This is a genomic window from Actinokineospora inagensis DSM 44258, assembly GCF_000482865.1.
GTDB lineage: Bacteria > Actinomycetota > Actinomycetes > Mycobacteriales > Pseudonocardiaceae > Actinokineospora > Actinokineospora inagensis.
In genome coordinates this window covers 78506-103238 of sequence record NZ_KI519516.1, presented here as the reverse complement: position 1 = coordinate 103238, position 24733 = coordinate 78506, and the positions used below count along the sequence as shown (strand labels likewise).

22 protein-coding genes and 1 pseudogene are annotated in these 24733 nt (G+C 70.2%); 6 read left to right on the top strand and 17 right to left on the bottom strand.

Annotation, left to right across the window (positions count from 1 at the left end; translation table 11 throughout):
• Nucleotides 1–28: 28 nt before the first annotated feature.
• The 4 genes from H504_RS0126530 (at nucleotide 29) to H504_RS0126515 (ending at nucleotide 4088) form a co-directional block, all read left to right on the top strand.
• The gene (locus tag H504_RS0126530; protein WP_026425245.1) at nucleotides 29–634 is read left to right on the top strand and encodes a response regulator transcription factor; all 606 of its coding nucleotides are present in this window, start codon (nucleotides 29–31) and stop codon (nucleotides 632–634) included.
• Nucleotides 631–1242, top strand: coding sequence for an ABC transporter ATP-binding protein (locus H504_RS0126525; protein WP_026425244.1), 612 nt, complete (start codon nucleotides 631–633; stop codon nucleotides 1240–1242). Before H504_RS0126530 ends, H504_RS0126525 begins: the two co-directional genes overlap by 4 nt.
• Nucleotides 1239–2480, top strand: coding sequence for a hypothetical protein (locus H504_RS37160; RefSeq protein ID WP_051386294.1), 1242 nt, complete (start codon nucleotides 1239–1241; stop codon nucleotides 2478–2480). Before H504_RS0126525 ends, H504_RS37160 begins: the two co-directional genes overlap by 4 nt.
• 276 nt (nucleotides 2481–2756) lie before the next feature.
• Nucleotides 2757–4088 (top strand): cytochrome P450, encoded by a 1332-nt coding sequence (locus H504_RS0126515; protein ID WP_084468245.1) that lies wholly within the window; start codon nucleotides 2757–2759, stop codon nucleotides 4086–4088.
• A gap of 10 nt (nucleotides 4089–4098) precedes the next feature.
• Here the strand turns inward: H504_RS0126515 and H504_RS0126510 are convergent, their stop codons facing one another.
• From H504_RS0126510 to H504_RS0126480, 5 genes are all read right to left on the bottom strand, one after another.
• Nucleotides 4099–4290, bottom strand: a complete 192-nt coding sequence (locus tag H504_RS0126510) for a ferredoxin (RefSeq protein WP_026425242.1) — start codon at nucleotides 4288–4290, stop codon at nucleotides 4099–4101.
• Between the two features lie 1398 nt (nucleotides 4291–5688).
• Nucleotides 5689–6141 (bottom strand): carboxymuconolactone decarboxylase family protein, encoded by a 453-nt coding sequence (locus tag H504_RS0126495; protein WP_026425239.1) that lies wholly within the window; start codon nucleotides 6139–6141, stop codon nucleotides 5689–5691.
• A 67-nt stretch (nucleotides 6142–6208) separates the two neighbouring features.
• A complete protein-coding gene (locus tag H504_RS0126490; RefSeq protein ID WP_026425238.1) occupies nucleotides 6209–6784 on the bottom strand; it encodes a GtrA family protein in 576 nt (191 codons plus the stop codon).
• Between the two features lie 1234 nt (nucleotides 6785–8018).
• Entirely contained in the window at nucleotides 8019–8906 is an 888-nt protein-coding gene (locus H504_RS37155; protein WP_084468243.1) for a dioxygenase family protein, read from the bottom strand.
• Nucleotides 8907–9020: 114 nt separating this feature from the next.
• On the bottom strand, nucleotides 9021–10367 hold the full coding sequence (locus tag H504_RS0126480) for an amidohydrolase (RefSeq protein WP_026425237.1): 1347 nt from the start codon (nucleotides 10365–10367) through the stop codon (nucleotides 9021–9023).
• A 121-nt stretch (nucleotides 10368–10488) separates the two neighbouring features.
• On the opposite strand from H504_RS0126480, the gene H504_RS0126475 reads away from it, so the two are divergent.
• Entirely contained in the window at nucleotides 10489–11457 is a 969-nt protein-coding gene (locus H504_RS0126475) for an aldo/keto reductase (protein ID WP_026425236.1), read from the top strand.
• Between the two features lie 235 nt (nucleotides 11458–11692).
• Here H504_RS0126475 and H504_RS0126470 read toward each other — a convergent pair whose 3' ends face one another.
• From H504_RS0126470 to H504_RS0126440, 7 genes are all read right to left on the bottom strand, one after another.
• Nucleotides 11693–12289: a TetR/AcrR family transcriptional regulator gene (locus tag H504_RS0126470; RefSeq protein ID WP_026425235.1), complete on the bottom strand. Its 597-nt coding sequence runs from the start codon at nucleotides 12287–12289 to the stop codon at nucleotides 11693–11695.
• Between the two features lie 631 nt (nucleotides 12290–12920).
• Nucleotides 12921–13577 carry a peptidylprolyl isomerase gene (locus H504_RS0126465; RefSeq protein WP_026425234.1) on the bottom strand — a complete coding sequence of 219 codons (657 nt, stop codon included), beginning with the start codon at nucleotides 13575–13577 and terminating at the stop codon, nucleotides 12921–12923.
• A 29-nt stretch (nucleotides 13578–13606) separates the two neighbouring features.
• On the bottom strand, nucleotides 13607–14647 hold the full coding sequence (locus H504_RS0126460) for an LLM class flavin-dependent oxidoreductase (RefSeq protein ID WP_026425233.1): 1041 nt from the start codon (nucleotides 14645–14647) through the stop codon (nucleotides 13607–13609).
• Complete coding sequence (locus tag H504_RS0126455; RefSeq protein WP_026425232.1) at nucleotides 14644–15996, bottom strand: NtaA/DmoA family FMN-dependent monooxygenase; 1353 nt, start codon at nucleotides 15994–15996, stop codon at nucleotides 14644–14646. Before H504_RS0126455 ends, H504_RS0126460 begins: the two co-directional genes overlap by 4 nt.
• A gap of 9 nt (nucleotides 15997–16005) precedes the next feature.
• The gene (locus tag H504_RS0126450; RefSeq protein ID WP_035306276.1) at nucleotides 16006–17208 is read right to left on the bottom strand and encodes an LLM class flavin-dependent oxidoreductase; all 1203 of its coding nucleotides are present in this window, start codon (nucleotides 17206–17208) and stop codon (nucleotides 16006–16008) included.
• Nucleotides 17209–17313: 105 nt separating this feature from the next.
• Nucleotides 17314–17688: a hypothetical protein gene (locus tag H504_RS37150; protein WP_051386293.1), complete on the bottom strand. Its 375-nt coding sequence runs from the start codon at nucleotides 17686–17688 to the stop codon at nucleotides 17314–17316.
• Between the two features lie 87 nt (nucleotides 17689–17775).
• Nucleotides 17776–18318: a CGNR zinc finger domain-containing protein gene (locus H504_RS0126440; protein ID WP_026425230.1), complete on the bottom strand. Its 543-nt coding sequence runs from the start codon at nucleotides 18316–18318 to the stop codon at nucleotides 17776–17778.
• 216 nt (nucleotides 18319–18534) lie between these two features.
• On the opposite strand from H504_RS0126440, the pseudogene H504_RS43345 reads away from it, so the two are divergent.
• Nucleotides 18535–19296, top strand: a pseudogene (locus H504_RS43345) (EamA family transporter); the annotation flags it as partial.
• Here H504_RS43345 and H504_RS43340 read toward each other — a convergent pair.
• From H504_RS43340 to H504_RS0126410, 5 genes are all read right to left on the bottom strand, one after another.
• On the bottom strand, nucleotides 19264–20379 hold the full coding sequence (locus H504_RS43340; protein WP_169735464.1) for a LysR family transcriptional regulator: 1116 nt from the start codon (nucleotides 20377–20379) through the stop codon (nucleotides 19264–19266). The pseudogene H504_RS43345 and the gene H504_RS43340 overlap by 33 nt on opposite strands.
• Nucleotides 20380–20704: 325 nt before the next feature.
• Nucleotides 20705–21460: an iron-containing redox enzyme family protein gene (locus H504_RS0126425; RefSeq protein WP_026425228.1), complete on the bottom strand. Its 756-nt coding sequence runs from the start codon at nucleotides 21458–21460 to the stop codon at nucleotides 20705–20707.
• Nucleotides 21461–21590: 130 nt separating this feature from the next.
• Complete coding sequence (locus H504_RS0126420; RefSeq protein ID WP_026425227.1) at nucleotides 21591–22430, bottom strand: carbohydrate ABC transporter permease; 840 nt, start codon at nucleotides 22428–22430, stop codon at nucleotides 21591–21593.
• The gene (locus H504_RS0126415; protein WP_035306272.1) at nucleotides 22427–23323 is read right to left on the bottom strand and encodes a carbohydrate ABC transporter permease; all 897 of its coding nucleotides are present in this window, start codon (nucleotides 23321–23323) and stop codon (nucleotides 22427–22429) included. Before H504_RS0126415 ends, H504_RS0126420 begins: the two co-directional genes overlap by 4 nt.
• Complete coding sequence (locus tag H504_RS0126410; RefSeq protein ID WP_026425225.1) at nucleotides 23320–24606, bottom strand: extracellular solute-binding protein; 1287 nt, start codon at nucleotides 24604–24606, stop codon at nucleotides 23320–23322. Before H504_RS0126410 ends, H504_RS0126415 begins: the two co-directional genes overlap by 4 nt.
• Between the last annotated feature and the right edge of the window lie 127 nt (nucleotides 24607–24733).

Sequence of the window (24733 nt, the reverse complement as noted above, 5' to 3'; positions counted from 1 at the left end):
CGGGCCCGCGGTGTGGGAGCGTGGTGCGGTGATCCGGGTGCTCATCGCCGACGACCAGGCGCTGGTGCGCGGCGCGATGGCGGCCCTGCTGGGCTTGGAGGTCGACATCGAGGTGGTCGCCGAGGTCGGCACCGGCACCGACGTCGTCCCGACCGCGCGCGCGGTCCAGCCGGACGTGGCGCTGCTCGACGTGCAGATGCCCGGCATGGACGGCTTGGCGGCGGCCGCCGAACTGCGCGACGCGGTGCCCACCTGCCGGGTGCTGATCTGCACGACCTTCGGCAGGCCGGGCTACCTGTCGCGGGCGATGGCGGCGGGCGCGGCGGGGTTCGTGGTCAAGGACGCGCCGCCGGAGCAGTTGGTGGAGGCCGTGCGGCGGGTGCATTCCGGGCTGCGGGTGGTCGACCCGGCGTTGGCGGCCGAGTCGCTGGCCAGCGGGGCGAGCCCGTTGACCGATCGGGAGTTGGAGGTCCTGCGCACCGCGCGCGACGGTGGCACGGTCGCCGATGTGGCGAAGGTGTTGCACCTGTCCGAGGGCACGGTCCGCAACCACCTGTCGTCGGCGATCGGGAAGACCGGGGCGCGGACCCGGGCCGAGGCGGTGCGGCTGGCCGAGACCCGGGGGTGGTTGTGACCGTCGAGGTGCTGGCCCTCGGCGTGCGCGTTGGTGGTGCTCCGCTGTTCGATGACGTCACCTTCACCGTCGACAAGGGACAGTGCGTTGTCGTCTCCGGGCGCAACGGGTGTGGTAAGTCCACTTTGCTCGGTTGTCTCTACGGCACCCACTGCCCATCGTCCGGTGTGGTCAGGGTTTGTGGCATGACACCGGATGAGCGGAGCCTGCGGTTCCGCCGCCGAGTGTCCACTGTGCTCGATGACTCCGCGTTGTTCGACGACCTCAGCCCCCGCCAGCACCTCGACCTGTTGCTGCGCTCGTTCCCGGCGGTCGCGGGCGACACGGACCACTGGCTGTTCGCGGCCGGGTTGGGTGAGCGCGCCGAGGTGCCCGCGATCTCGTTGTCGGCGGGCCAACGCCGTCGTCTGTTGCTCGTCGCGGCGGTTGCCCGTGACCACGATGTGCTGCTGCTCGACGAACCCGAGCGCGCCCTGGACACCGCAGGCCGGGAGTGGCTGACCGGGTTGATCACCGCGGACACCCGGCGCGGCGCGGCCGTCGTGGTCGCCAGCCACCACGGGCCGCTGGCGGACAAGACCGGCGCGGTACGGCTCGAACTCGGATGAACGATCTGCCGAGCAAGGTCCTTGCGGTCGTGTTGGCCGTGGGAATCGCTGGCGTGCCGTTCTATCAGCCCGACCAAACCCGGGATCTCCTGCTGGGCGGAGTCGTCGTCCCCGCGAACGCGACGCTTGCCGTGGTGTGCCTGGGTTTGGCGGTGGCGTGGTGGTCGACGCAGGGGAGGGGATACCTGTGGGCGGACCCGGCGCGGTTGACGTGGGACGACTTCACCGAGCCCCGGCCGGACAAGCTGAGCCGCCGGATGGTGCTCGGTTGGGCGGCCCGGTGGGTCGTGCTCGCCTACGGTGCGGCGGTGGCCGTAGTGGTCCTGGGGTGGAGCGGGATCGCTTGCGCCGCAGTCCTTTTCGCTGCTGTCGGGTTCCTCGCGCTTGCCGCGGCCCGGGTTCGGTCGCCCGGCGCGTGGGAATGGTTGCTGCCATTGGTATTGGCGAGTGCGGGCTCGTACGCCGTGAACCCGCTCGTGCTGGGCGGGTTCGCTGTCCTGGCCGTTGTGGGTGGGGTGCTGCTGCTTCGCGGGGAATCGTGGGCGGAGACGGCGGGGCGGGGTGAACTCGTCGGTCGCTATTCGACTCGGATGGCGCGGCGCACGTCGATCGCCTTTCTCGATGTCTGGGGTTTGCTGCCGCCCGCGAAACCGCTCGATCTTCCGCGGGTATTCGCCCGCCGTCCGATCTTGCCGCGTTATCTCGTGGCGGGGGTATTGGCGCGGGGTCGGTCTGTCGCCGCCGCCGGTTTGACGGCGCTGGTGGTGGCCGCCGCGCATCGGATCTTTCCGGCCGTGCCCGCCGTGTGGTGGGTCGGTATCGGTGCCTACCTGGCCGTCATCGCGTTCGCGGCGCCGGTGGCGCAGTTGAACCGAACACCCGGACTTCGCCGGTGGCTCAACCGGTCGACGCTGGTGGTGAAGCTCGCCGCCACCGCCGTCCTCGCCGTGACGGGTGCTCTGTGGCTGGGGTCCGTCACCCTGTTGGGGATTGGGTTCACCCCCGCTTCGCTACTCGCCGTGGTGGTCGCGACCACGGCCGCCGTGCGGTCGGTCACCCGGGCGCCGGTCGACTTCGCGAATGTCGGAATGGTCGACATCGGTGGCCTGATGGTGCCGCTGGGGCTTGTGGTGCAGGTGGCGCGCGGAATCGACGGCCTCGTGCTCGGCATCGCATTTCTGGCAGGCGGCCTTTTCCCGATCACGGTCGCCCTTTGTGTGCTGGCGGTCCTCGCCTAATCGCGTTCCTGGCGGAAATCAACGGCGCTTTGCGTGTGCACGCTGGTACCGTGGGTTAACAGCCCCTAGTGGCTCGACCCGGGGTGTTGGCCGCGTCTCGACCTGCCCACGACGTCCCTGGCCGCGTTGCCGAAACGACCAAGTACGTCCAGTACGAGGCCGTTCCGGCGCCTTGCCAGGAACGCCGTGGACAGGCCGATACGCGACCAACACCCCGGGTCGAACCACTAGACGCAACAGGTCGACATGGGGATCGGCCTGGGAACAGGAGCTTCCATGGCCACGCCAACCACATCAGCAGAGCAGCAGCAGGCCGCCATCCCGACCCAGGGCGGCGGCGAGCACGAGGACGATGTCCGCGCCGGCCGCCTGTTCGGTCTCCCGGTGGAGTTGACCGGGCGCCCGGACGGGCAGCCGTTCGCGCCTGCCACCCGGCTCACCGAGCTCGCCGCCGAAGGCCCGGTGCACCGGGTGACCACCTCGACCGGTCAGCACTCCTGGCTGGTCACCGGGCACGAGCAGGCGCGGGCGGTGCTCGCCGACCCCCGGTTCAGCGTGGACGTCACCCGTTCCGAGCAGGCGATGGCCCGGCTGCCGGAGGAGGTGCGCGAGCGGTTCACCGACCAGAGCCAGCGGGCGGGCAACCTCATCGCCATGGACGTGCCCGAGCACACCCGGGTCCGCAAGCTGCTCACCGGCCAGTTCACCGTGCGCCGGATGCGGCAGTTGGAACCGCGGATCCACCAGATCGTCACCGACCACTTGGACGCGTTGGTCGCCGCGGGCCCGACAGCGGACCTGGTGCCGTCGTTCGCGCTGCCGGTGCCGTCGCTGGTGATCTCCGAGCTGCTCGGCGTCGACTACGCCGACCGGGGCGAGTTCCAGACGATGACCGCGAAGCTGCTGCGCCTGGACACGCCGCTGGAGGAGGTCCTGGCGGCCTCGGACAAGCTGCGCGCGTTCATGCGCGGCCTGGTCCTGGCCAAGCGCGCCAACCCGACCGACGACCTGCTCTCCGGTCTGGCGCACTCGACCGCCGACCCCGCGCTGACCGACGACGAGCTGATCAACATCGCCAACCTGCTGCTCATCGCGGGCCACGAGACCACGGCGAACATGTTGGCACTGGGCGCTTTCGCCCTGCTCGAACACCCGGACCAGTTGGCGGCCCTGCGCGACGACCCGGAGCGGATGCCCGCCGCGGTCGAGGAACTGCTGCGCTACCTGACCATCGTCCACCTCGGCATGCGCCGGTTCCCGCTGGAGGACGTGGTGGTCGCCGGGGTCGCCATCCCGGCGGGGGAGACGGTGATCATCTCCGCGCAGTTGGCCAACCTGGACCCGTCGCACTACCCGAGCCCGACCGCGCTGGACGTGACCCGCCCGCGCGGCCCGCACCTGAGCTTCGGGCACGGCATCCACCAGTGCCTCGGCCAGCAGCTCGCCCGGGTCGAGATGGCCACCGGCTTCACCGAGCTGCTGCGCAGACTGCCCGGACTGCGCCTGGCCGTCCCGGCCACCGAGGTCCCACTGCGCGACGACATGGCGATCTACGGCGTACACGAACTGCTGATCGACTGGGACGCCACCGCCGCGCGCGCGATCTGACCGAGCCGCGTCACTCGGCCTGGATGGCCTGCGCCGGGCAGGAGTGGACGGCCTGCCGCACGCCGCCCTCCTGCTCCGGCGCGGGTTCCGGGCGCAACAGCACCACGGTGCCGTCGTCCTCACTCTGGTCGAACACGTCCGGCTGGGTCAGCACGCACATACCGGACCCGACACACCGATGCGGATCGACGGTGACCTTCACAGCGCCTCCTGGGTCATGCACCCATCATGCACTCCCCGCACCGGTCCGGGCACGCACTGTAGGAGACCGGCAAGTTGTCCACACTCGGTCCGGTTGTGCACAGGTCGACACACTGATCGTTCCGGCGCCCGTTGAGCCGGTAGACTGGGCTCGGGGACGCCCCCCGGGAAGGGTGGGGGCCGCCCGGTGGGGCTGGTTGTCCGGGTGAGAACAGGCGGGGTGTCTGGTTGATCATGTGAGTGGCCGGGTCGCGTGATCGTGTGCGGGGTGCGGTGTCCTTTTCGGTTGCTGTTGCGTTGGGCTCGATGTTGGTGCGGCGCGGCTCTGGTCTGCGGGATTGTGCCGGTCGGGGTCACCCATGCGCGGGGTGCGCGTGCTCGCCGGCCGGGATGCCGGTGAGTGGCGGCGGTCGCTGTCGCCGTTGGGAGCCGGTTCGATGCGGCGGTCTGGGAGTGGGCGGCCAGCGCCCGCGGTGGGTGCTGCTCGCGCTGGGGTCTGTGTCGCGTCCGGCGAGGCTGCGTTGCGCTGGGGCTGGTGGGCGGTGATCTGCTCGATACCGTGGTCAGTGCGATCGGTGGCGACTCGTGTCCTCCCTGGGGTGGTGGTGAGGTCACCCGGTTCGCCCTAGTGTTCGAAGACATCCCGGACTCGATCGGGACCGCGGGGTACCCCACACCACCCGGGAACGCGCCTGACACGTCCTGGTCCACCGACCGCACAACCTGCCGCACGGTCTGAACTCATACCGTGACGTGTTCCAACCGCGACGCAGCGCACGGCCGCACCGCACTCCGGAACTCCTTCCGGCACCCGAGAACATCGACGCCCCCGGCGCGGCACGTCTCCCGCATCACCCGCGAACGAACCGACGACGGCAACGGCAAACGCGAGATTCACACCTGGGCCGGCCGCCAGACCTCCCCGCACCATGCCAACCCCACGCGGATCGCCGTGCTGTCGCGCGGACACCGGCGGATCGAGAACCGAGGAGTGCACCGGGTCCGCGACGTCACCTACTGCGGAGACCACCCCAGGTCCGCCTCCACACCATGGCCGGCCTGCGCGACCTCGCCGTCAGCGCCCACCGCCTGAGCGGAGTCACCACTATCGCCCAAGCCCTCCCCACCCGAACCAGCACAATCGACCTTGACGAACCCCGGACGGGAAGGGTGCCGGCCGCCTGGTGGGGCTTTGTGCTGATGGGTGCGGTGGGTGACGTTGTTGTGGCGGGTGATCCGGACCGCTTGTGTGGCGGCGGGAGTCGACGTTCTTGGGGCGGATGGTGCGCTTACCGCCATTGGGAAGGGTGGAACGGCAGGCACGGTGCTCTCGTGTGATCGGCCGGAGCCCGTGCCTGCCCTCATGCAGGTGATTGGCCTTGGTGGGGTGGCGGAGCGGTCAGAATGTGCCTGCGATTTGGTGCACGCCAGCGTTGAGTCGGTTCCACACGTTGATGTTGGCGATCGCGATCAGCAGGGCGGCGGCGCCGTTTTCGTCGTAGTGCGCGCGGACGCGGTTCCACAGGTCGTCTGATACCGGGTTCGCGGTGTCGGCGATGCGGGTGAGCGCCTCGGTCAGTTCCAGGGCGACTCGTTCGGCGTCGGTGAAGAAGGTCGTCTCCCGCCATGCGACGACGGTGAACAGGCGTTCGTCGTTCTCGCCTGCTTTGCGCATGTCGCGGGCGTGCATGTGGACGCAGGCGCTGCAGCCGTTGACCTGGCTCGCGCGCAGTTTGATCAGTTCCAGCGTCGACTCCGGTACCCCCTGGCCGCGCGCGGTGTCGCCGAACGCGATGAGCGCCTTCATGGCGTCGGGGATGATCTGCACTGGGTTGTCCATCCGTGCCTGCATGTCTTGTCCCTCCAGTGTTCTGTCGTTTCCGAGGGGAAGACGGGGCGGCGCGGCGGGGTGTGACAGCTCAGTTCTTGCTGGGGGTGTGATCCACGACACCGGCGTTCGGGCGGTACGGGATGAGCTTGCCCAGCTTGCGTTCCTGTCGCGTTTCCCGGGCGCCCGCGTTCGGGAAGACCCACTTCTTGAACGCCCACCAGCGGAACGCCATCGCGATCAGGGTGCCGACGATCGATCCGAACGCGAAGTCGGCGATCTCCTGGGTCACCGCGGTGACGTGCGGCTCCTCCAGGTTGAAGATGTACCGCGACACGTAGAGCGGCGCCGTGTAGAAGAACAGCGACGCGCCGCTGATCGCGAAGAACAGCGCGGCCTCGTGGTGGCGTTCACGGCCGCCGCGGGTGTCGAACGACCACTCGCGGTTGAGCACGTAAGAGACGATGGTGGCCAGGATGACCCCGATCGCCTTCGCCACCACCGGCTTGGACTCCAGCACGGACAGCTTCAGCAGGTACCAGGTGCCGTTGTCGACGAGGTAGGCGATGCTGCCCACCGCGGCGAACTTCAGCAGTTCCCGGTGTTTGAGCGCCAGCGGCCGCAAACGGGGCGGCAGGACGCGCAGGACCACGGCGCGCAGGGACATACACCAAGGCTAACCCAGCGAACCGCGTTCCCGACCCAAAAGGTCTGGACCAATTTTCCTCGGCCGGGCCGAGCTCTGCCATTCGGCCCAGCGGCAAGCCGGGAGAACAGACCAAATCGGACAGTCGCGACCCGGCGGCGGACGCGTTCCCCGGGAACGCCCGTAGCCGACCTGCCGACGCTCGGACTCGCGGCCGCTCTTGGGTCGCCGCTCTCGGGATGAGTTGTCCACACCCTGCCCGCCTGCCCACAGCCCTTGCCGTCGGCCCCCGATGATCACGGGTAGCCGGTAGACTGGCCTCGGGGACGCCCCCCGGGAAGGGTGGGGGCCGGGCTGCGCGCGGGTGTGGTTTCTGGTTGATCGGTGAGTGTGCAGGTCGCATGATCATGTGGGCGTGCCGTGGTGTCTTTCCGTTGTCGTGTGGGTGTGGTGAACCTGGGGAATGCCTGGGTGTCGGGCAGGCGGTGGGTTCGACGCGCGCCGCCGGGATCGTTCGGTCACCGCGATCTGGGAACGGGCGACGGCTGTGCCGTTACCTGCAGTGGAGGCCACTCCCGAGTCCATGCAGGCAACGCCCCCGCGCCATGGTCACCCTCCGGCCTCGCCATCGGCGCACCAGGTTTGGCCGCAACCCATCAATGTCGTCCAACGCTGCCCGCCATGGCCCGAGACCTCAGTCGTGGCCCACCCGAACTCTCCCCCGACCGTCACAGACCAGACCTAGCCGGAGCCCGGCCCTGGTAACGGACTGGGTCGGGACGAGTTGTCCACACCCCGCCCGCCTGCCCACAGCCCTCGCCGCCGGCCCCTGATGATCATGGGTGGCCGGTAGACTGGCCTCGGGGACGCCCCCCGGGAGGGTGGGGGCCGGCCGGGGGGCGGGCGGTGGAGCAGGTGTGGCTGTTGGTTGATCATGTGGTTGTTGGGGGCGTTGGTCTTTCGAGGATGTCGTGCTTGTCGTCTCTGGTGTTCACTGCTTTGGCCACGCGGGCCTGGCTGGGGCGGGCGCGGGTGTTGGCCTGCGGAGTTTCTGGTGGCGGTGCATGGCACGGGCCGATGTCGCGGGGGCTGGTGCTCGGTCGGTAGTCGACCTACCTGGGCATCGCGATCTGACCAGCTTTGCCGGAACCCTGCCGGGGGGCGGAGGAGGTGGGCTGGGGCCGGGGTGGTCTGCGGGGGAATGGGTGCCGGTGGGCGGGCGCGGGGGAGCGCCCGCCCGTGGGCGGTTAAGCGGTCAGGGGGTTGGGGGCACCGTGGTCGATGGGCCGGATGGTGGGGGAGTGGGGGTGGTGGGCGGCCAGGTCGGGGGGAAGGGGGGCTGGCTGTCGTCGTCGCCGGTGGTGGGGTCGGCGAGGTCCAGGGCGATGGTGAAGTCGGCCGCGTAGCCGGGGGTGTGGGCGACGGGGGAGCGGCGGGGGTGGAGCAGCATTTGGTCGCCGCCCTGCTGCAGGTAGATGAAGTCGGTTTTGTCGGTTGTTTCGGCGGGGCCGCGCGCCTTGTACTCGCCGTCGGCGAGGTAAGCCGCGGTGAACTCGTCGGTGAAGTAGAGCTGGGAGGTGAACTCGTAGGGTTTGCCGTCGGTGCCGGTGGTGCGGATCTTGACGTGGATGTGGATGGCTCGGCCCCGGTACCAGCCGGGCAGGATGGTGGTGAACCGGACCTGGCCGCCGCGGTTGGTGACCTGCAGGCCGCGCAGGAACTTCTTCCCGGCGGTGCCCTCGCCCGCGAAGTCGGAGTACTTGCCCGCGGCGTCGCAGTGCCAGATGTCGACGACGGCGTCCTTGAGCGGGACGCACCGCTTGTCCTTGATCGAGAGCACCGTGATGCCGAGCGCCAGCGGGGTGCCGGGGGAGCGGACGCCGGTGCTCGGGTCGGTGCGGATGTCGGACCGGTTGAGCTGCTCGTCGACGAAGTACGGGCCCTCGACCTGCTCCGGTTTGGCGATGCAGTCGACCGGGCAGTCCGGGCCGGAGTCGGTCGTGGCCATCGCCACGCCCGAACCGGCGACCGTGATGGCCGCGCCCGCCAGGCCGAGCAGGGCCAAGGCCTGCCGTCGGCCGAGGACGCGGCCCACAGGCTCGTCGTCGTCGTGGTCTTCAGGGTTGTGCAGGGTTTCTCGCATGGAACTGTTGCTCCTCACGCGCTGTGCACGGGTGGATACCAGCGGCGCAGAAGCTAGGGAGCCCACCTGGGTGTCAGCCCAGCGTTTCCTGTGATCAAGTTGTGTGAACGGGACTTACCCCTCGAAGACGACCCTTCCGCCCACCACGGTCATCTGCACCCCGACCTGGGGGAGCTCCGCCGGGGCGACGGTCAGCGGGTTGGCCTCCAGGACGCACAGGTCGGCGACCTTGCCGACCTCGACGGTGCCCTTCCAGCTCTCCGCGCCGTCCTGGACGGCCGGGGTGACCGTGTAGCAGTGCAGCAGCTTGAGCATCAGGTCCGGGTTGACGCCCTCTTCGTTGAGCCACTCGGCGGCGGCGGCGATCCAGCGGCGCCAGTCCGGTTCGATGACCGGGGCGTCCGAACTGAGGCAGACCCCCACCCCCAGGTCGAGGGCCTGCCGCAGCGGCCACGCGCCCGCGAGCGCCTCGTCGCCGAGTGCTCCGGCCAGCCACGGGGCGGTCATCACCGCGATGCCGGGCTGGGTGTTCAGGCCGATGCCGAGCTCGGGCAGCCGCTTGAGCACGTCCACCGCGACCAGGTCGCCGTGGATGAGGTAGTGCCTGCCCGCCTTGCCGTGCGCGGCGATGGCGTCGGCCATGGCCGAGACGGTGACCTCGATCGAGCGGTCGCCGGTGGCGTGCACGCCGATCTGGGCGCCCGCCCGGTGCGCCAAGTCGATCATCCGGCGCAGGTTGGCCTCCCGCTCGGCCGGGTCGCCGCCGTCGACCAGCAGGTGACCGGAGCTGCCGTCGTGGTAGCAGCGGTGCGTCCACGCGGAGCGCATCGGCGGGATGCCGTCGGCGAAGATCTTCACCCCGGCGACGTTGAGCCAGCGCGGGTCGGTGCTCGGCAGCCCGGTCGCCAGGCCCGCCTCGAAGTCGGCCAGCGTGCTGGGGCCGTCCAGTTCGCCGAACAGGCGCAGCACGGTCACCCTGGCGCGCAGTTCGCCCTCGTTGGCCATGGCGATGTACTCGTCGAGCACGCCGCTGGAGAAGCAGCCGGTCGCCCCGGCGTCCTCGCCGGGGCCCAGGCCGGGTTCGGTGTAGCTGGTGATGCCCAGAGCGGCGACCAGGTCACCGGTGCGGCGGATGGCGGCGCGACGCTCGCCGGGGGTGCTCAGCGCCGGGGCGGCCTCGCCGCCGCCCAGCCCGCCGGAGCCCATCACGGTGCCCGGCCACAGCACGCCGAGCCAGGCGCCGTGCAGGTGCGAGTCGTTGATGCCGGGCAGTACCGTGCGCCCGTAGAGGTCAACCACCCGGGTGTCCGGACCGGCCAGGGCGGTGACCTCGGCGTCGGTGCCGACGGCGACGATCCGGTCGTCGGCCACGGCAACGGCGGTCGCCTCGGTGTTCCCCCGGTCGAGGGTCAACACCGTGCCACCGGTGAGCACGAGATCGGCGGTCTTGCGGTCGGCCACGGCGTCCTCCGTCAACGGGCGTAGATGAAGCTGGATCAGTATAGGCGCAAGGGTTCGGGATCTCCCAGTTTTCGTCTATGCGTGTAGACTAACGCAACCAGTTGGCAGGCAAGGAGGACTCATGGCGCAGGCTGAGCGCGTTCCCACCAGGCCGATCGGTCCCGGCGGACCGGAAGTGTCCCTGTTCGGGCTCGGCTCGTGGAACACCTGGGACCGGATGGAGTTCGACGACGCGGTGGCGCTGGCGCGCCGGGCCCTCGACGCCGGGGTCACCCTGTTCGACGTCGCGCACTACAACATGGGCCCGCACGCCGAGCAGGCCCGCACCGACATCATCTTCGGCGAGGTCGTCCGGGCCGCGGGTATCGCCAGGACCGACTACCACCTCTGCGGCAAGTTGTGGCTCTGGGAGTACCCCACCACCAGCTTCGAGCAGCAGATGACCACCTCCCTGGATCGGATCGGCGTCGAGCGCGCCGACAGCGTCGTGGTCGGCGACTACATGGCGCCGCCGGACATCCCGCGGATCGTCACCGACGTCAACGAGCAGATCCGGGCGGGCCGCTTCGGCGTCTGGGGCGTCAACAACTGGGTGGCGGCCGACCTGCAGCGGGCACTCGACTTCGCTGCGGCGGAGGGTATGGCACCGCCGGTCTTCGCGCAGCTCAAGTACAGCATCGCCCGCCGGACCATGGCCGAGGGCCCGTTCTACCGGCCGCACTTCGACGCGGGCACGCTGGCCCTGCAGGCGTCGGACATCTTCGAGGGCGGCATCCTGGCGGGCCGGAAGTTCCCCGAGCGCAAGATCGGCGCCGACCCGGGCGGCATCCGGGACCGGATCCGGGAGGCCGCCGACGCCGTCGCCGAGATCGCCGCCCGCTACGACGCCACCGCGGCCCAGGTCGCCACCGCCTTCTGCCTGACCAACCCGGCCGTGTCCAACGTGCTGTTCGGCGTGAGCCGGATCGAGCAGCTCGAGGACAACCTGGGCGCCCTCCGGTTGGCCACCGAGCACGGCGCCGACCTGCGCGCTGCGCTGGACCCGCTCTGGTCGGACACCTCGATCAACGCCGACGGGTCCTGGGCCTAGCCACTGGTGGGCCCACACCGACGCCCCGGCCGGGCCGAGTGCCCCGCGGCCCGGTCGGGGACCTCACCAACGAGGTTCCCCCGGCCGGGATCCTCTGTGGAGACGCGGTGCGGACACACCGAAGCCGCGGCTCCGGCGATCTTCCTCGGCGGCGTGGTCGCCTGGGGAGGGGGCGGGGGACCCGACTGTCGAACGGGTCCCCCGTCATCCCGCGCGCGGCCGGGTCGGTGCGGGCTCAGGGCTGGGTGAGGCGCTCGAAGAAGGCGTCCAGGTGGGCCTTCTGCAGCTTCCGGGTCGAGTACCGGGAGCCGACCAGGCTCATCACGTTGGCGCCCGCGTGCAGCAGGACCAGTTCGTCGACCAACTGGTCGTCGGGCACCTTGGTGACGATGTCGCCATCGGCGCGGCCGCGCTTGATGTGCTCGTGCAGCAGGGTTCGCCAGGACTTGAGGTGCACCAGGTAGCGGTCGTGCAGGCGCTTGTTGGACAGCGACATCTCCCAGAAGGCCATCAGCACCCGGCCCGCGGTGACCCGCTTGCTGTCCAACGGCATGGTGGTCCGGCACATGACGCGCAGCGCCTCCAAGCCGGACTGGCCGTCCTGCTGGTTATGCTGGCGCTGGGTGTTGACCATGCCCAGCGCGCGTTCGAAGGTCGCCTCCACCAGCACGTCCTTGCTGGGGAAGTACCGCTTGAGCGCCCCGTTGGCGAATCCGGCGGCCTCGGCGATCTCGCGCATGGTGGCGGCCTCGAGGCCCCCGCGCATGATCAGGCCCCAGGTCACCTCCACGATGTGCGCGCGACGCTCGTCGTGGTCGATGACCTTGGGCATCGTGCTCCTTCTCCCACCGCGTGCGGACGCGTCAAGCGTCACGGTTGTCGCTTCGGCTAGCGCGACAGTGTAGTTAGTGTAACGGTCAACCGGAGCACCGGTACCGCCCCGGCGCAATGCGATGGCGGGATTTCGACTCTCCACGGCCGTTGGTTAACGCGGCCGCCGCGTCCCTTCTTTGAATCACGTGAGTGCATTCGCGAATTGACCTGTGTCTATTGGGGACCGCGGTGCTGATGGTGTTTAGCGACCGGGCCGTGGTGTTTTGCCGGGGTGGGCGCGGCCGGGTCGGGTCCGGGGTGGCCGGGCGCGTGTCGATCGTGGACTGCCCGGTGACCTGGCTGGATGTTCGACGTTCGTAGAACCGTGCGTGACGGTCGTTCGGGGGTCTTGTGCTCGTTGCCCGTGTCTGCGTCGGCTACTGGGATCGCGCTTTCCACTTCTGTTTCCGCGCGCTGTCCACCCGGCGCGCACCGGCGTTTCCGGATTTTGCGGGGTTTGCCGGACCTGTCCGGCCCGCGGTATTCCGGGGCCGCCCAGGTCGGTTGATCTTGGAATGTGCACTGTCCAAGATCGAACCGCGCCGGGCGGCCCCGGAATACCGGTGGCTCACCGGATCACAGCGGGTCGACTAGCAACCGTCTCCACTGTGGACCGAGCGGATCCGGACCGGGTACTTCGGGGCGCCGTCGGTCGCGCCGTCGGGGGAGATGCCCGCGGCGACGATGCGGTCGAGGACGTCGATGCCGCGGGTCACGTGCCCGAGGACGGTGTAGACCGGGCTGATGTTGGCGAACGAGTGCACGATGAACCACTCGCTGCCGTTGGTGCCGGGGCCCTGGTTGCCCATCGCGATGGTGCCCCGCGGGTAGGTCTCCTTGCCGGTCACCTCGTCCGGGAACTTGTAGCCGGGGCCGCCTTCCTCGGCGCGGTAGATGTCACCGCACTGCAGGACGCCGAGGCGGGTGCTGTTGGTCAGCCGCCAGCACTGGCTCCGGTCGTAGAAGCGCGCCTCGGCCAGGTGCACGAGGTTCTGCACGGCGCAGGGCGCGTTGTCCCGGTTGAGGACCAGGTCGATCCGGCCGTAGTTGGTGTCGATGGTGACCTTGACGTCGCCGTGCGCCTTGACGCGGCTGGGCGGCACCGTGACCGGGCGCGCGGCGGGGTTGTCCGGGGTGGGGGTGAACTGGCAGGTGGCGTACCTGGTGGCGGGCGAGGCGGACGCGGGCGCGGTGAGCACGGTGGTGGCCACCAGCGCCCCGAGGACAGCGAGGATCGTTCGCTTCATCCCCGGGACGTTAGTGGCGAGTGGCGACCTCAGTCACCCCACGGCGGGTCCGGGATGGTCTTGTTCAGCACCGGGGCGATCTCGGCCTGGAACAGCTCCAGCGTCTCCCGGTGTTGCCCGGGGGTCAGGCCGTCCCGGTCGGCGGTCAGGTGCAGCACCTGGTGGCCGAACTGGTCGTGGTAGCGGCCGACCTTGTCGACGATCTGCTCGGGGCTGCCGACCAGGGCCGAACTGCGCGCGACGAAGTCGTCCAGGCTGTGGAACACCGGTTCCAGGCCCAGCCGCGACTGCAGGTTGTACCGTGCCTCGAAAATGGGCCGGTAGGTCGCCAACGCCTCTTGCGAACTCCGTGCGGCGTAGTAACCGGCGGTGCCCGCGCCGACGACCGGTGGATTCCGGTGACCGTGGAAAGCCCACCGTTCCCGGTAGTACCGAATCAATTCTGTGTATGGCTCGATGGGGTTGGTGACATTCGCCGAGAACAGCGGATCACCCCAGCGCGCCGCCAACTCGACCGAATCCCGACTCGTCGCGCTGCCGTGCCACACCCGGATCGGTTGCTGCAACGGGCGCGGCCACACCTCGGCGTCGACCAGGTCGGGCCGGAACTTCCCGGACCAGGTGACCTTGTCCTCCCGCCACAACCGGCGGAACAGCTCGTACCCCTCGGCGTTGCGGTCCCACTGGTCCTCGGGGGTGACGTGGAACAGTTCGCGCTGGGCGCTGCCGTTGCCCTTGCCGATGATCAGCTCCAGCCGACCGCCGGACAGGTTGTCCAGCGTGGCGTAGTCCTCGTACGCGCGCACCGGGTCCAGCAGGCTCAGCGTGGTCACCGCCGTGAACAGCCGGATTCGTGACGTCCGGGCCGCGATGTTGCTGAGCACCACCGGCGGCGACGACGAGATGAACGGCCGCTCGTGCCGCTCGCCGACCCCGAACCCGTCGAACCCCAACTCCTCGGCCAACACGGCGCTGTCCACCACCGCGCGCAACCGGTCCTCGGTTGACGCCTGGATGCCGGTGACCGGGTCGGCGGTGTGCGTGATCAGCGAGATCAGCAGGAACCTCACGCCGCACCGCCCGGCCGCGCACCGTCCAGACCGAGGTGTTCGCGCAGGGTGGTGCCGGTGTACTCGGTCCGGAACACGCCCCGCTCCTGCAGCAGCGGGACCACGGTGTCGGCGAACTCGTCCAGACCGCCCGGGGTCACGTGCGGTACCAGGATGAAGCCGTCGCTGGCGTCGGCCTGGACCAGTTCGTTGATCTTCTCGGCGACCGTGGCCGGGGCGCCGATGAAGTTCTGCCGCCCGCTGGTCTGGATGATCAGCTCCCGGATGGACAGGTTCTTCGCCTCGGCCAGCGCCCGCCACTCCCGGGCGGTGGCCAGCGGGTCGCGGTGCGACCGCACGCTCGCGCGGCCGCGGGCGACGGTGTGCTCGCCGACCACCGGGTCGAACTCCGGCAGCGGACCGTCCGGGTCGTAGCCGGACAGGTCGGCGTTCCACAGCTGTTCCAGCAGCTTGATCGCGGTCTGCCCGCTGACCTGCTGGTGGCGCACCACGTCGGCCCGTTCCTGCGCGTCCGCGTCGGTGTCGCCGAGGACGAAGGTCGCGGCGGGCAGCACCAGCAGGTCCTCGTGGCGCCGCCCGTACTTGGCCAGCCTCCCCTTGACGTCGGCGTAGAACGCCTGTCCCGCTTCCAGCGTGCCGTGCCGGGCGAAGATGGCGTCGGCCTTGGCGGCGGCGAACTCGCGGCCCTCGTCGGAGTCGCCCGCCTGCAGGATCACCGGGCCGCCCTGCGGGGAGCGGGGCACCGAGAACCGGCCGGAGATGTCGAAGTGCGCGTCCCGGTGCGCGAACGACCCCGCCGCCGGGTCCCGCAGGTACACCCCGGACTCGACGTCGGCGGCGATCTCGTCGCCGCGCCACGAGTCGAACAGTTCCAGCGCGGTGCTCAGGAACGTCTTGGCCCGCTCGTAGCGCTGCTCCTGCGGGAGGAACCCGCCCCGGCGGAAGTTCTCGCCGGTGAACGCGTCCCACGAGGTCACCACGTTCCACCCGGCGCGGCCCGCGGACAGGTGGTCAAGGGACGCGAACTGGCGCGCCACCTCGTACGGCTCGTTGAACGTGGAGTTGATCGTCCCAGTGAGACCGAGCCGGTCGGTGACCGCGGCGAGGGCGGCGAGCACGGTGAACGTGTCCGGCCTGCCGACCACGTCCAGGTCGTAGATCTGGCCGTTCTGCTCCCGCAACCGCAGGCCCTCGGCGAGGAAGAAGAAGTCGAACTTCGCCCGCTCCGCGGTCTGCGCGAGCTTCACGAACGAACTGAACTCGATGTGGCTGCCCGCCGCCGGATCGCTCCACACCGTCGTGTTGTTGACGCCGGGGAAGTGCGCGGCCAGGTGGATCTGCTTGGTCATCAGGTCTCCTCAGGCCGCGTACCGGTTGGCGGGACGGGACAGGCCGAGCAACCCGCGCAGGGTGGTGGCCTCGTAGTCGGACCGGAACGCGCCGCGCGAGCGCAGTTCCGGCACCAGCCCGCGGGTGATCGCGCGCAGGTCGTGCGGGATGGTCGCCGGTCGCAACCGGAACCCGGACAGCCCGGCGGCGTGCAGGTCGAGCACCTGGTCGGCCAGTTCCGCCGGTGTGCCGACGAAAACCCCGGTGTCCGAGGCGAACTCGCGTCCGGCCAGGTCGTCCAAACGCGCCTTCCGGTCCCGCGCGGCCTGTGTGGTCTCGTCGAGGAACACCACGATGTCGCCGAACACGTGCAGCGTCTCGTCCGCGCGCCCGGCCACGGCCTGCTCCGCCCGCACCTCGTCGAGGACGTTGATCGCCTCGGTCTTGTCGAACGGCGTCACGATGAGGACATCCGACTGCCGCGCGCCGAGCCGGTACGGGATCGAGGCGTGCGCGAGGGACACCACCGGCGGCTGACCCTGCGGCGGCCGGGGCGTGATCGACGGCCCCTTCACCGAGAACCACTTGCCGGTGAAGTCGATGTAGTGCAGTTTGTCCCGATCGATGAACCGCCCGGTCGCCGCGTCCCGGATCTCGGCGTCGTCCTCCCAACTGTCCCAGAGCCTGCGCAGCACCTCGACGTAGTCCGCCGTCTCGTCGAACAGGTCGGCCAGCGGGCTGCGCAGGTGCGGCTGCTTCGCGTCCTCGAGCCGCACGGCCCCGAGGTCCCGCCTGCCGAACAGCCTGCTGTCGTCCTCGGTCCACGCGATCCGCACCCGCACCCCGGCCCGACCGCCGCTGACGTAGTCCAGCGTGGCGATCGCCTTCGACAGGTGGAACGGTTCGGTGTGCGTCACCACCGCCGTCGGCACGATCCCGATCCGCCGGGTCAGCGGCGCCACCCTGGCCGCGACCAGCACGGAGTCCAAGTGCCCGACGACCTGGTCGGTGCCGGTGGCGGAGGGGTTGTCCCGATCGCCCCCGGGCCCCAGCGTGTCCTCGATGGTGACGAAGTCCAGCGCGCCCGCCTCGGCCTCGCGGACCAGGTCCACCCAGTAGCCCGCCGACAGCAGGTCCTGCGGCCGGGCACCATCCGCCCGCCACGCCGCCGGATGCCACCCCGCCCCGTCCAACGCGACCGCCAGGTGCGGCCCGGTGCTCGTGATCCCCATGCCCGGATTGTGCGTCGCCGGGGCGGGCGCTGGACAGGCCAGGCCACGGGCTGGGAATCTCCCGCGCACCGGGAATAAACCGCCGTCGACCGCGGCGGCGGGTGACTACAGCGACAACCCCGCGTACAGGTACGCCCCCGGCTCCGGCGCCGCCACCAGCAGCACGGCCTCACCCGGCCGCGGCACCGTGATCCGCGGCACCACCGTGCGCAGCCGCACCGGCTTGCGCGGCCCCGAGGCCAACCGGACCACGAGGTCGACCACCGGGTCGTCGCCGACCACCGAACCCGTGAAGGCCACCGACTCCACCGTGGCCTTCACCGCTGGCGACCCGGTCGCCAGCATGTGTTGCGCGGTGGCGGGGTGGCTCGCGCCGGAGGCGGCGGCGTGGCGCCCGACCGCGGACTCTCCGTCCGCCAACGCCATCGCCGCGTGCCCCGGCTCGTCCCCGCGTTTGGTCCCCCGACCGAACAGGCCCATCCGACGTCCCTCTCCCCGAGCACACGACCCGGCGCGGCGCACCGGTTCGGACTGTCCAGAGTGTACTGACGTGGGTGGGTGGCCGTGCTACCCGGCCATCGCCATCGCGCGCTGCCGGGCCCGGTGCCGGACCGCGTTGACGCGGTTGGCGCAGCGGGTGGTGCAGAACTGCCGGTTGCCGCCCTTGGAGATGTCGATGAACACGACGGCGCACCGGTCGTCGGCGCAGCGGCCGAGGCGGTGGCCGCCCTCGTCGCACAGCACGTAGGCGAGGCCGGTCGCGGTGACCGCGCGGACGCGGTTGACGATGCCCTCGCCCTCACCGGCGTAGTGCAGGTGCGGCGGCTGGTTGTCGTGCATGGAGATCATCGGTCGGCTGGCGGCCTGCTGCAGCAGGGCGTTGATCACGTCGACCCGGCGCTGCTGGGGCATGTCGCCGAAGGCGGCGTCCAACTGCTGGGTCCACTGCATGATCCGGGCGGCTTCCGGGCCGGTGGGCTCGGGGAGGGTGGGGGCGTGTCGGTGGATGACGGTGGCGACCTGGTCCCGGTCGAAAGCGCCGCCGCGGCCCAGGTTCACCAGGTCCGCGGCCATCGCCGCCGCCGCCCCGCCATAAGTGTTGAAGCGCATATTGCCATTACTCCACACTCCCGGCATGTTTGGCAATGCTCAATCTGCCGTGCGATTTCCCGCATCCGCCCCGCACACCATCCACCCAGGACCGCTGATCCGCGCTTTACCTGATCAGACCGGGTGCACCCGGTTCCCGTCGCGGCGCGGCGGTCCCGACCGGACCGACGAAGATCCCCCGCGCGGAGCGGGAACCGACCCGCGGGGCGGGCGCGGATGACGGCGGTCGCCCCCGACGTCCGTCGCGACCGGATGGTCAACCCGCTGCTGCTGGTGGCCGTCCAGATGATCAGCCTGCAGGTCGGCGCCGCGGTCGCGGTCGGGTTGATGGCCAGGGTCGGCGTGGTCGGCGCCGCGTTCGCCAGGGTCGCCATCGCCACCGCCGTGGTCGGTCTGCTGTTCCGGCCCCGGCCCCGGTTCCCCGACCGGCGCTCGTTCCTGGCCGCCGCCGGGCTGGGGGTGGTGATCGCGGTGATGAACACCGCCTACTTCGGGGCGGTTGTCCACCTCGGACTGGGGTTGGCGACCACGGTGGAGTTCCTCGGCCCGTTCCTGGTGGCGGTCATCTCGGCCGGGCGGCGGCTGGACGTGCTGTGGTCGCTGGTGGCCGCGGGCGGGGTGGCGCTCATCGCCGGGGGCGGCTCGGTCAGCGCGGTCGGGTTGGCCCTGGGGTTCCTCGCCGCGGGCTGCCGAGCCGGGTACATCCTGCTGACCCGGGCGGTCGGCGGGATCTTCGACCGGGCCGACGGGTTGTTCGTCGCGCTGCTGGTGGGCACCGTCGTCGCCGCGCCGTTCGCGGTGGGCTCGCTGCCCGGGTTCGCCGATCCCGACGCGCTGGGCATGGCCGTCGCGGTGGCGGTGTTCTCCTCGGCCGTCCCGTACCTGTGCGACATGGCGACGCTGCGCCGGTTGCGGACCACGTCGTTCAGCGTCTTGCTCGGGCTCTCACCCGCGGTGAGCGCGCTCGCGGGGCTGCTGCTGCTCGACCAGCGGCTCGCCGCAGCGCAGTGGATCGGCGTCGGCGGCGTGGTGCTGGCCGGGACCGCCAGCGTGCTCACCGCGGCCGAACCGGACCCCATCAAGCCCGCCGCGCCCATCAAGCCCACCGAGCCCGCCGCCGGTGAGCCCATCGCGTCCGCAGTCGCCGTGCCCGGGGGCGGCGGGTGAGCTCGCGGCGTCCCCCGCCTCGGCCGCCGCCTGGCCCGCGGCGCGCAACCCCTGCACCGCGGCGCACAGCATCGGGTCGTCCGCGGCCGGTCGCCAGGCGACCACCAGCTCCGCGTCCATGCCGTCGATCGGCACGAACGCCAGGTCCTGGTTGACCCGGTCCCACTCGGCCAGCTTCGGGCACAGCGCCAGGCCGACCCCGGCCGACACGGCGGCCAGCGTGTCGACCGCGTACTCGGCGGTGTGCTCGACGAAGCGCAGCCCGGACGCCGGGAGGTCGTCCTCGATGCCGACCCGGATCAGCCGCTCCCCGGCCAACTCGGCGGGCGACACCGAACCCCGGCCTGCCAGTGGGTGGTCCCACGGCAGCACCAGGCAGGTCGGCACCACCGCGGCCGAGACCTCCTCGACCCCGCCGGGCAGCTTGCTCGGCAGGTACGGCCGCCACAGCAGCGCCGTGTCGACCTGGCCGTGGCGCAACTGGTTGAGCTGGTTGCCGAAGTTGGTGTAGGTGGGCACCAGTTGGATCGGGCGGTGCGCGAGCAGCCGGGCGGCGCGGGAGATCACCTCACCGGTGCCCCAGCCGACGTGCGCGATGCGCACCGCCCGCTGGTCGGCCCCGGCGCGGCGGCGCACGTCGGCGAGCCCGGTGTCGAGCACCGAGATCGCCGACGACGCCACCGCGAGCAGGTCGCGGCCCGCCTCGGTCAACCGCACCGACCGGGTGCTGCGGTGGAACAAGCGCAGCCCGATCTCCCGCTCGAACGCGGCAATCTGCTGGCTCAGCGCGGGTTGGCTCAGGTGCAGGTAGCGCGCGGCGCGGCCGAAGTGCAGCTCGTCCGCCAGCACCAGGAAGCTCCGGACCCGCTCGGTCCCCGGGAACCGGTCGCTCACCACCGCCGCACCGCCTCGGCGGCGCCGCACTCAATGGGCATCGCAATCCCCGGTCGGCAGGTCCAGCGGGAAAGGAGTGCTCGCTCCGGCCGTCGCCAAAAAACGCGAGTACCGCAAAAATATCGACGGCGAACTCGGGGCGGCTACCGCCGATCGGGTGATCACATCCGGCGCGGTTGATTGTTTTGACCAGCTTACCCGTGTCGAGATCGGTCTGCCAGGTGTACTGCGGACATAGTGGTCGGCAATCGGACTCCCTTTTTCGCGCCCGTTCCCAGTTATGCCGGAGAAATAGTGCGGTTCGTCACCAAGGACAATCCGCGAACTACTCCTGCGCGACGATCGCGTCGTGCACACCGCGCCAGTACCCGGCGGTCAGCGCCAGGAACCGGTCGTAGCCGCACAGCACGACGGCGAAGTCGTCCTCGGTGCGGCACACCCTGGCCGCCGAGATCACCGCCTCCCGCTTGTGCTCCTTCTCCGCTTCCCCGATGTGGACGTAGAAGTACTCGCACGCCTCGTGGAAGTCGTCCTCGCGCGGCCACAGCGGCTTGTAGTTGCGCACCCCCTCGTAGAGCCGGGTCAGCATGGCGAACGCCAGGTGCTCCTGGGCCAGCAGCGCGCCCTGCACCACCCGCTCGTCGTCGGCGGAGAACAGCTCGCGCTGCCCGGTCGAAAACGCCGCGGTTGACGGGAGTTCCGGCTCAAGAGCCACCTCGGCCACGGTCACCGGGCGGCCAGCGAGTCTGCTCAGCAGGTCGCCGAGGAAGCTCTCCAGCAGCACCGGGTGCGCCTTCTCGACGTTGCCGTTGCCGTACTCGGAGTACAGGTTCTTCACGCACTCCACACGCGCGGCCAGGTCGGTTGTGTTGAGCACCGACAGGGCCACCATCACCGCGGTGAACCTGGTGCGCGCGAAGTACTCCCGGGCGAACACCCGGACCTGGCGGTAGGTCAGCGGACCACCCATCCACAGCCGGTAGAAGTCGTTGTCGATGGCCGCCGCCGTGTCGATGTCGGCGACCACGGCGGCGACGCGCCCGGTGAAGTCGGTCCTGGTGGGCTGTTCGGCCAGCGTCATCGGACTGGTTCCCTTTCGGTGGGGATCGGCGCCGATCGGCACCAGACGCGCAAGACGCTAACGAGAACGGTCCCGCGCCGTCCAGTCGCATTGGGTGATGACCATTATTCCACCCGGCTATCGTCCCCGGTCAGCCCTTCACCGCGCCCGCCAGACCACCCACCAACCTGCGTTGCGCCAAAACGAAGAAAATGAGCACGGGGATCGTCATCAGGGTGGAACCGGCCATCACCGCGCCCCAGTCCGGGTCGTCCGGGCGGACGAACACCTGCAGCGCCAACGGCAGCGTCTGGTTCCGCGCGTCGGAGATGATGAACGTCTTGGCGAACAGGAAGTCGTTCCAGGCGTGCGTGAACGACAACACACTGGTGGCCACCAGACCGGGCGCGACCAGCGGGAACAGCACCCGCCGGAGAAAGGTGAACCGGCTCGCCCCGTCGAGGGTGGCGGCCTCCTCCAGTTCCACCGGCACCGCCCTGGTGAATCCGCGCAACAGCCAAATCGCGAACGGCAGGCTGAACGCCAGATGCACGAGCACCAGCGATCCCAAGTGGTTGAGCCCCAACGCGGGCGCGGTCCGCCCCAGCTCGCGCATGAGGAAGAACAACGGCACTGTCAATGCCTCGACGGGCACCATTTGCACCACCAACAGCATGACCAGCAGCACAGTCCGGCCGCGGAACCGGAATCGGGTGAGCGCCGCGGCGGCGAGGAACGCGATACCCACGCTGAGCACCACGACGGCGATCGCCACCACCACGCTGTTGACGAAGTAGCGGCCGAAGTCCGCCACGGTCAGCGCCCGGGTGAAACTGCCGAGGGACGGGTGCAGCGTCCACGGTCGCGGGGTGGTCGACACCACTTCGTCGGGCGGTTTGACCGCGGTGAGCACCATCCAGAACAGCGGGAACGCGACCACGGCGGCGACCACCACGGTCACGATCTCGGCAAGGGTTCGCCCCCGTTTCACAGTTCCTCCCCGGTACGGCGCAGCGCGCGCAGGTAGAATCCGGTGACGGCCAACAGGATCAGCGTCATCACCACCCCGATCGCGGACCCCAGGCCGTATTCCGAAGCGGCGAACGCCTCCTGGTAGGCGTAGACGTTGAGCACGAGGTTGCGCCCGGCGATGCCGCCACCGCCGGTCATCACGTAGACCTGGGTGAAGACCTTGAAGTCCCAGATGACCGACTGGACGGTCACCACGACCAGCAGCGGGCGCAGCAGCGGCAGCGTGACCGAGGTGGCCGTCCGCCACCCGGACGCCCCGTCCAGCGTCGCCGCCTCCAGCACCTCACCGGGGATCGCCCGGATGCCGGCGTAGAGGGTGATCATGACGAACGGGAACGAGCACCAGACCACCTCGCCCGCCACCAGCCCGAACGCGGTCCACCTGCCGTAGGTCCACGAGAAGCCGTCCAGACCGAGCAGGTGGTTGACCAGCCCGAAGTTCGCGTCGAACAGGAACAGCCACACCGTCGACCCGGCCACCGCGGGCGTCGCCCACGCGCCGAGCGCGGCCAGGAAAAGGCACATCCTGACCCACCGCCGCACCCGGTTCGCCAACACCGCCAGCGCCGCGCCGACCAGCACGCTGCCCGCGACGCACACCGCCGCGAACCCGACTGTCTGGCCGAGCACGGTCCAGAACTTCGCGCTGCTGAACAAGGTCCGGTAGTTGCCCACCCCGAGGAAGGTCAGCGGCGCGCCCCCGCTGACCTGTTCCTGCCCGTAGTCGAACAGGCTGATGGTGACCAGTTGGTAGAGCGGGTAACCGAGCAGCGCGACCAGCACGAGCAGGGCCGGGACCAGGTAGAGCAGCGCGGTCCGACCCTGCCCGCGGGCCGCGGGTCCGGAGATCACGAGCCGAAGGCCGCGTTCATCGCGTCCGCCGCACTCGACGTCGCCGCGGCCACGCTCTTGGTGCCGCTCGCGATCTCCTGCAACATCGTGGGCAGCACGGCCTGCGCGTCGATCTTCGCCCAGGCCGGGGTGACCGGCACGAACCGCGTCCCGTTGGCCAGCGTCGCCGCGAACGGCTTGAGGAACGGATCGGCTGCCGCCACCTCGCGCTGCACGTCGGCGAACGTGGGCAGGTTCCCCATGGCGTCGTACATCTTCCGCTGGTACCGCTTCCCGGCCAGCAACTGGACGAACTCGTTCGCCAACGTCCGGTGCTTCGTGCCCGCCAGCAACCCCAACAGGTTCCCACCACCGAACGCGGGCGCGACGGAGCCCGCGGTCTCACCGGGCAACGGAACCACGGCGTACTTGCCCGCCGCCGCACTCGCGTCGACCGACCGCCGGTTGAAGTCACCCCCGATGGTCATCGCCGCCTTGCCCGCCCGGAACGCCTCCACACTCGCGTCACCGCCGTTGCCCGCGCACTGGGCGGGCGGACAGATGTCGTCGCGCAACAGGTCGGTGTAGGCCGCGACCCCCGCCCGTGCCTCGGGCGTGGTCAACGTGGAGCTGAACTTGTTGTTCGCGTGCGCCGCGATGTCCCCACCCTTGGCCCAGATGAACGGAAGCGCGCCATAGGTGTACTTCCCGCCAACCGAGATCCCCAACAAGTCCGGCCGCGCCGCCCGAACCCGCCGCGCCACCGTGGCAATTTCGTCCAAAGTGGATGGTGGTTGGATGCCGAGCAGGCTGAACACATCCGTCCGGTAGTAGAGCGCCCGCACTCCCACGTACCAGGGCACCCCGTAAAGCTTGCGGTCAACCTTGCTCGCGTCGAGCACGGACGCGGTGATGTCGTGAACGTCGGTCCAGTTCAACATCTCCTGACTGATGTCGGCCAACCCGCCCGCCGCCACATACCCCGCGATGTCGGTGTTCCCGAACTCGGCCACATCGGGCGCGCTGGCCGGATCGCTGAACGCCGCCTTGAACCGCTCCGCCCGCGCCGCCACCTGGATGTACTGCACATCGACGGTCACCCCTGCGTGCTTGCCCTCGAACTCGGCAACCGCCTCCTGCACCACCTTCTCCTTGGGCGCCCGGTTGACCTCGTCGAACAACCACACCCGCACCTGCCCACCCAGGTCATCAGTCCCCGCCCGCTGCACCCCCGACTGCACCGGCGCACACCCCACAACGACGACGGTGGCCGCCACCAAGCCCATCCAATGCCGCACCCGCATCTCTCATCCCCGTCCGAATTGCGCCAAGCGCAACCCTTATTTCATGGAGAGCAACGTGTCGGCCGATAGTAGAAGCCACCCCAGACCCTGACAAGGTCTAAACCACACCCCCCTTCACCCCGCGCGC

What these genes read in the sequence shown, in the direction of transcription:
- H504_RS0126495 (WP_026425239.1), bottom strand. Translation starts at nt 6,141, where the DNA reads ATGCAGGCACGGATGGACAACCCAGTGCAGATCATCCCCGACGCCATG.
- H504_RS0126450 (WP_035306276.1), bottom strand. Translation starts at nt 17,208, where the DNA reads ATGGGGATCACGAGCACCGGGCCGCACCTGGCGGTCGCGTTGGACGGG.
- H504_RS0126410 (WP_026425225.1), bottom strand. Translation starts at nt 24,606, where the DNA reads ATGCGGGTGCGGCATTGGATGGGCTTGGTGGCGGCCACCGTCGTCGTT.
- H504_RS0126470 (WP_026425235.1), bottom strand. Translation starts at nt 12,289, where the DNA reads ATGCCCAAGGTCATCGACCACGACGAGCGTCGCGCGCACATCGTGGAG.
- H504_RS37150 (WP_051386293.1), bottom strand. Translation starts at nt 17,688, where the DNA reads ATGGGCCTGTTCGGTCGGGGGACCAAACGCGGGGACGAGCCGGGGCAC.
- H504_RS0126515 (WP_084468245.1), top strand. Translation starts at nt 2,757, where the DNA reads ATGGCCACGCCAACCACATCAGCAGAGCAGCAGCAGGCCGCCATCCCG.
- H504_RS0126440 (WP_026425230.1), bottom strand. Translation starts at nt 18,318, where the DNA reads ATGCGCTTCAACACTTATGGCGGGGCGGCGGCGGCGATGGCCGCGGAC.
- H504_RS0126490 (WP_026425238.1), bottom strand. Translation starts at nt 6,784, where the DNA reads ATGTCCCTGCGCGCCGTGGTCCTGCGCGTCCTGCCGCCCCGTTTGCGG.
- H504_RS0126425 (WP_026425228.1), bottom strand. Translation starts at nt 21,460, where the DNA reads ATGACGCTGGCCGAACAGCCCACCAGGACCGACTTCACCGGGCGCGTC.
- H504_RS37160 (WP_051386294.1), top strand. Translation starts at nt 1,239, where the DNA reads ATGAACGATCTGCCGAGCAAGGTCCTTGCGGTCGTGTTGGCCGTGGGA.
- H504_RS37155 (WP_084468243.1), bottom strand. Translation starts at nt 8,906, where the DNA reads ATGCGAGAAACCCTGCACAACCCTGAAGACCACGACGACGACGAGCCT.
- H504_RS0126455 (WP_026425232.1), bottom strand. Translation starts at nt 15,996, where the DNA reads ATGACCAAGCAGATCCACCTGGCCGCGCACTTCCCCGGCGTCAACAAC.
- H504_RS0126475 (WP_026425236.1), top strand. Translation starts at nt 10,489, where the DNA reads ATGGCGCAGGCTGAGCGCGTTCCCACCAGGCCGATCGGTCCCGGCGGA.
- H504_RS0126465 (WP_026425234.1), bottom strand. Translation starts at nt 13,577, where the DNA reads ATGAAGCGAACGATCCTCGCTGTCCTCGGGGCGCTGGTGGCCACCACC.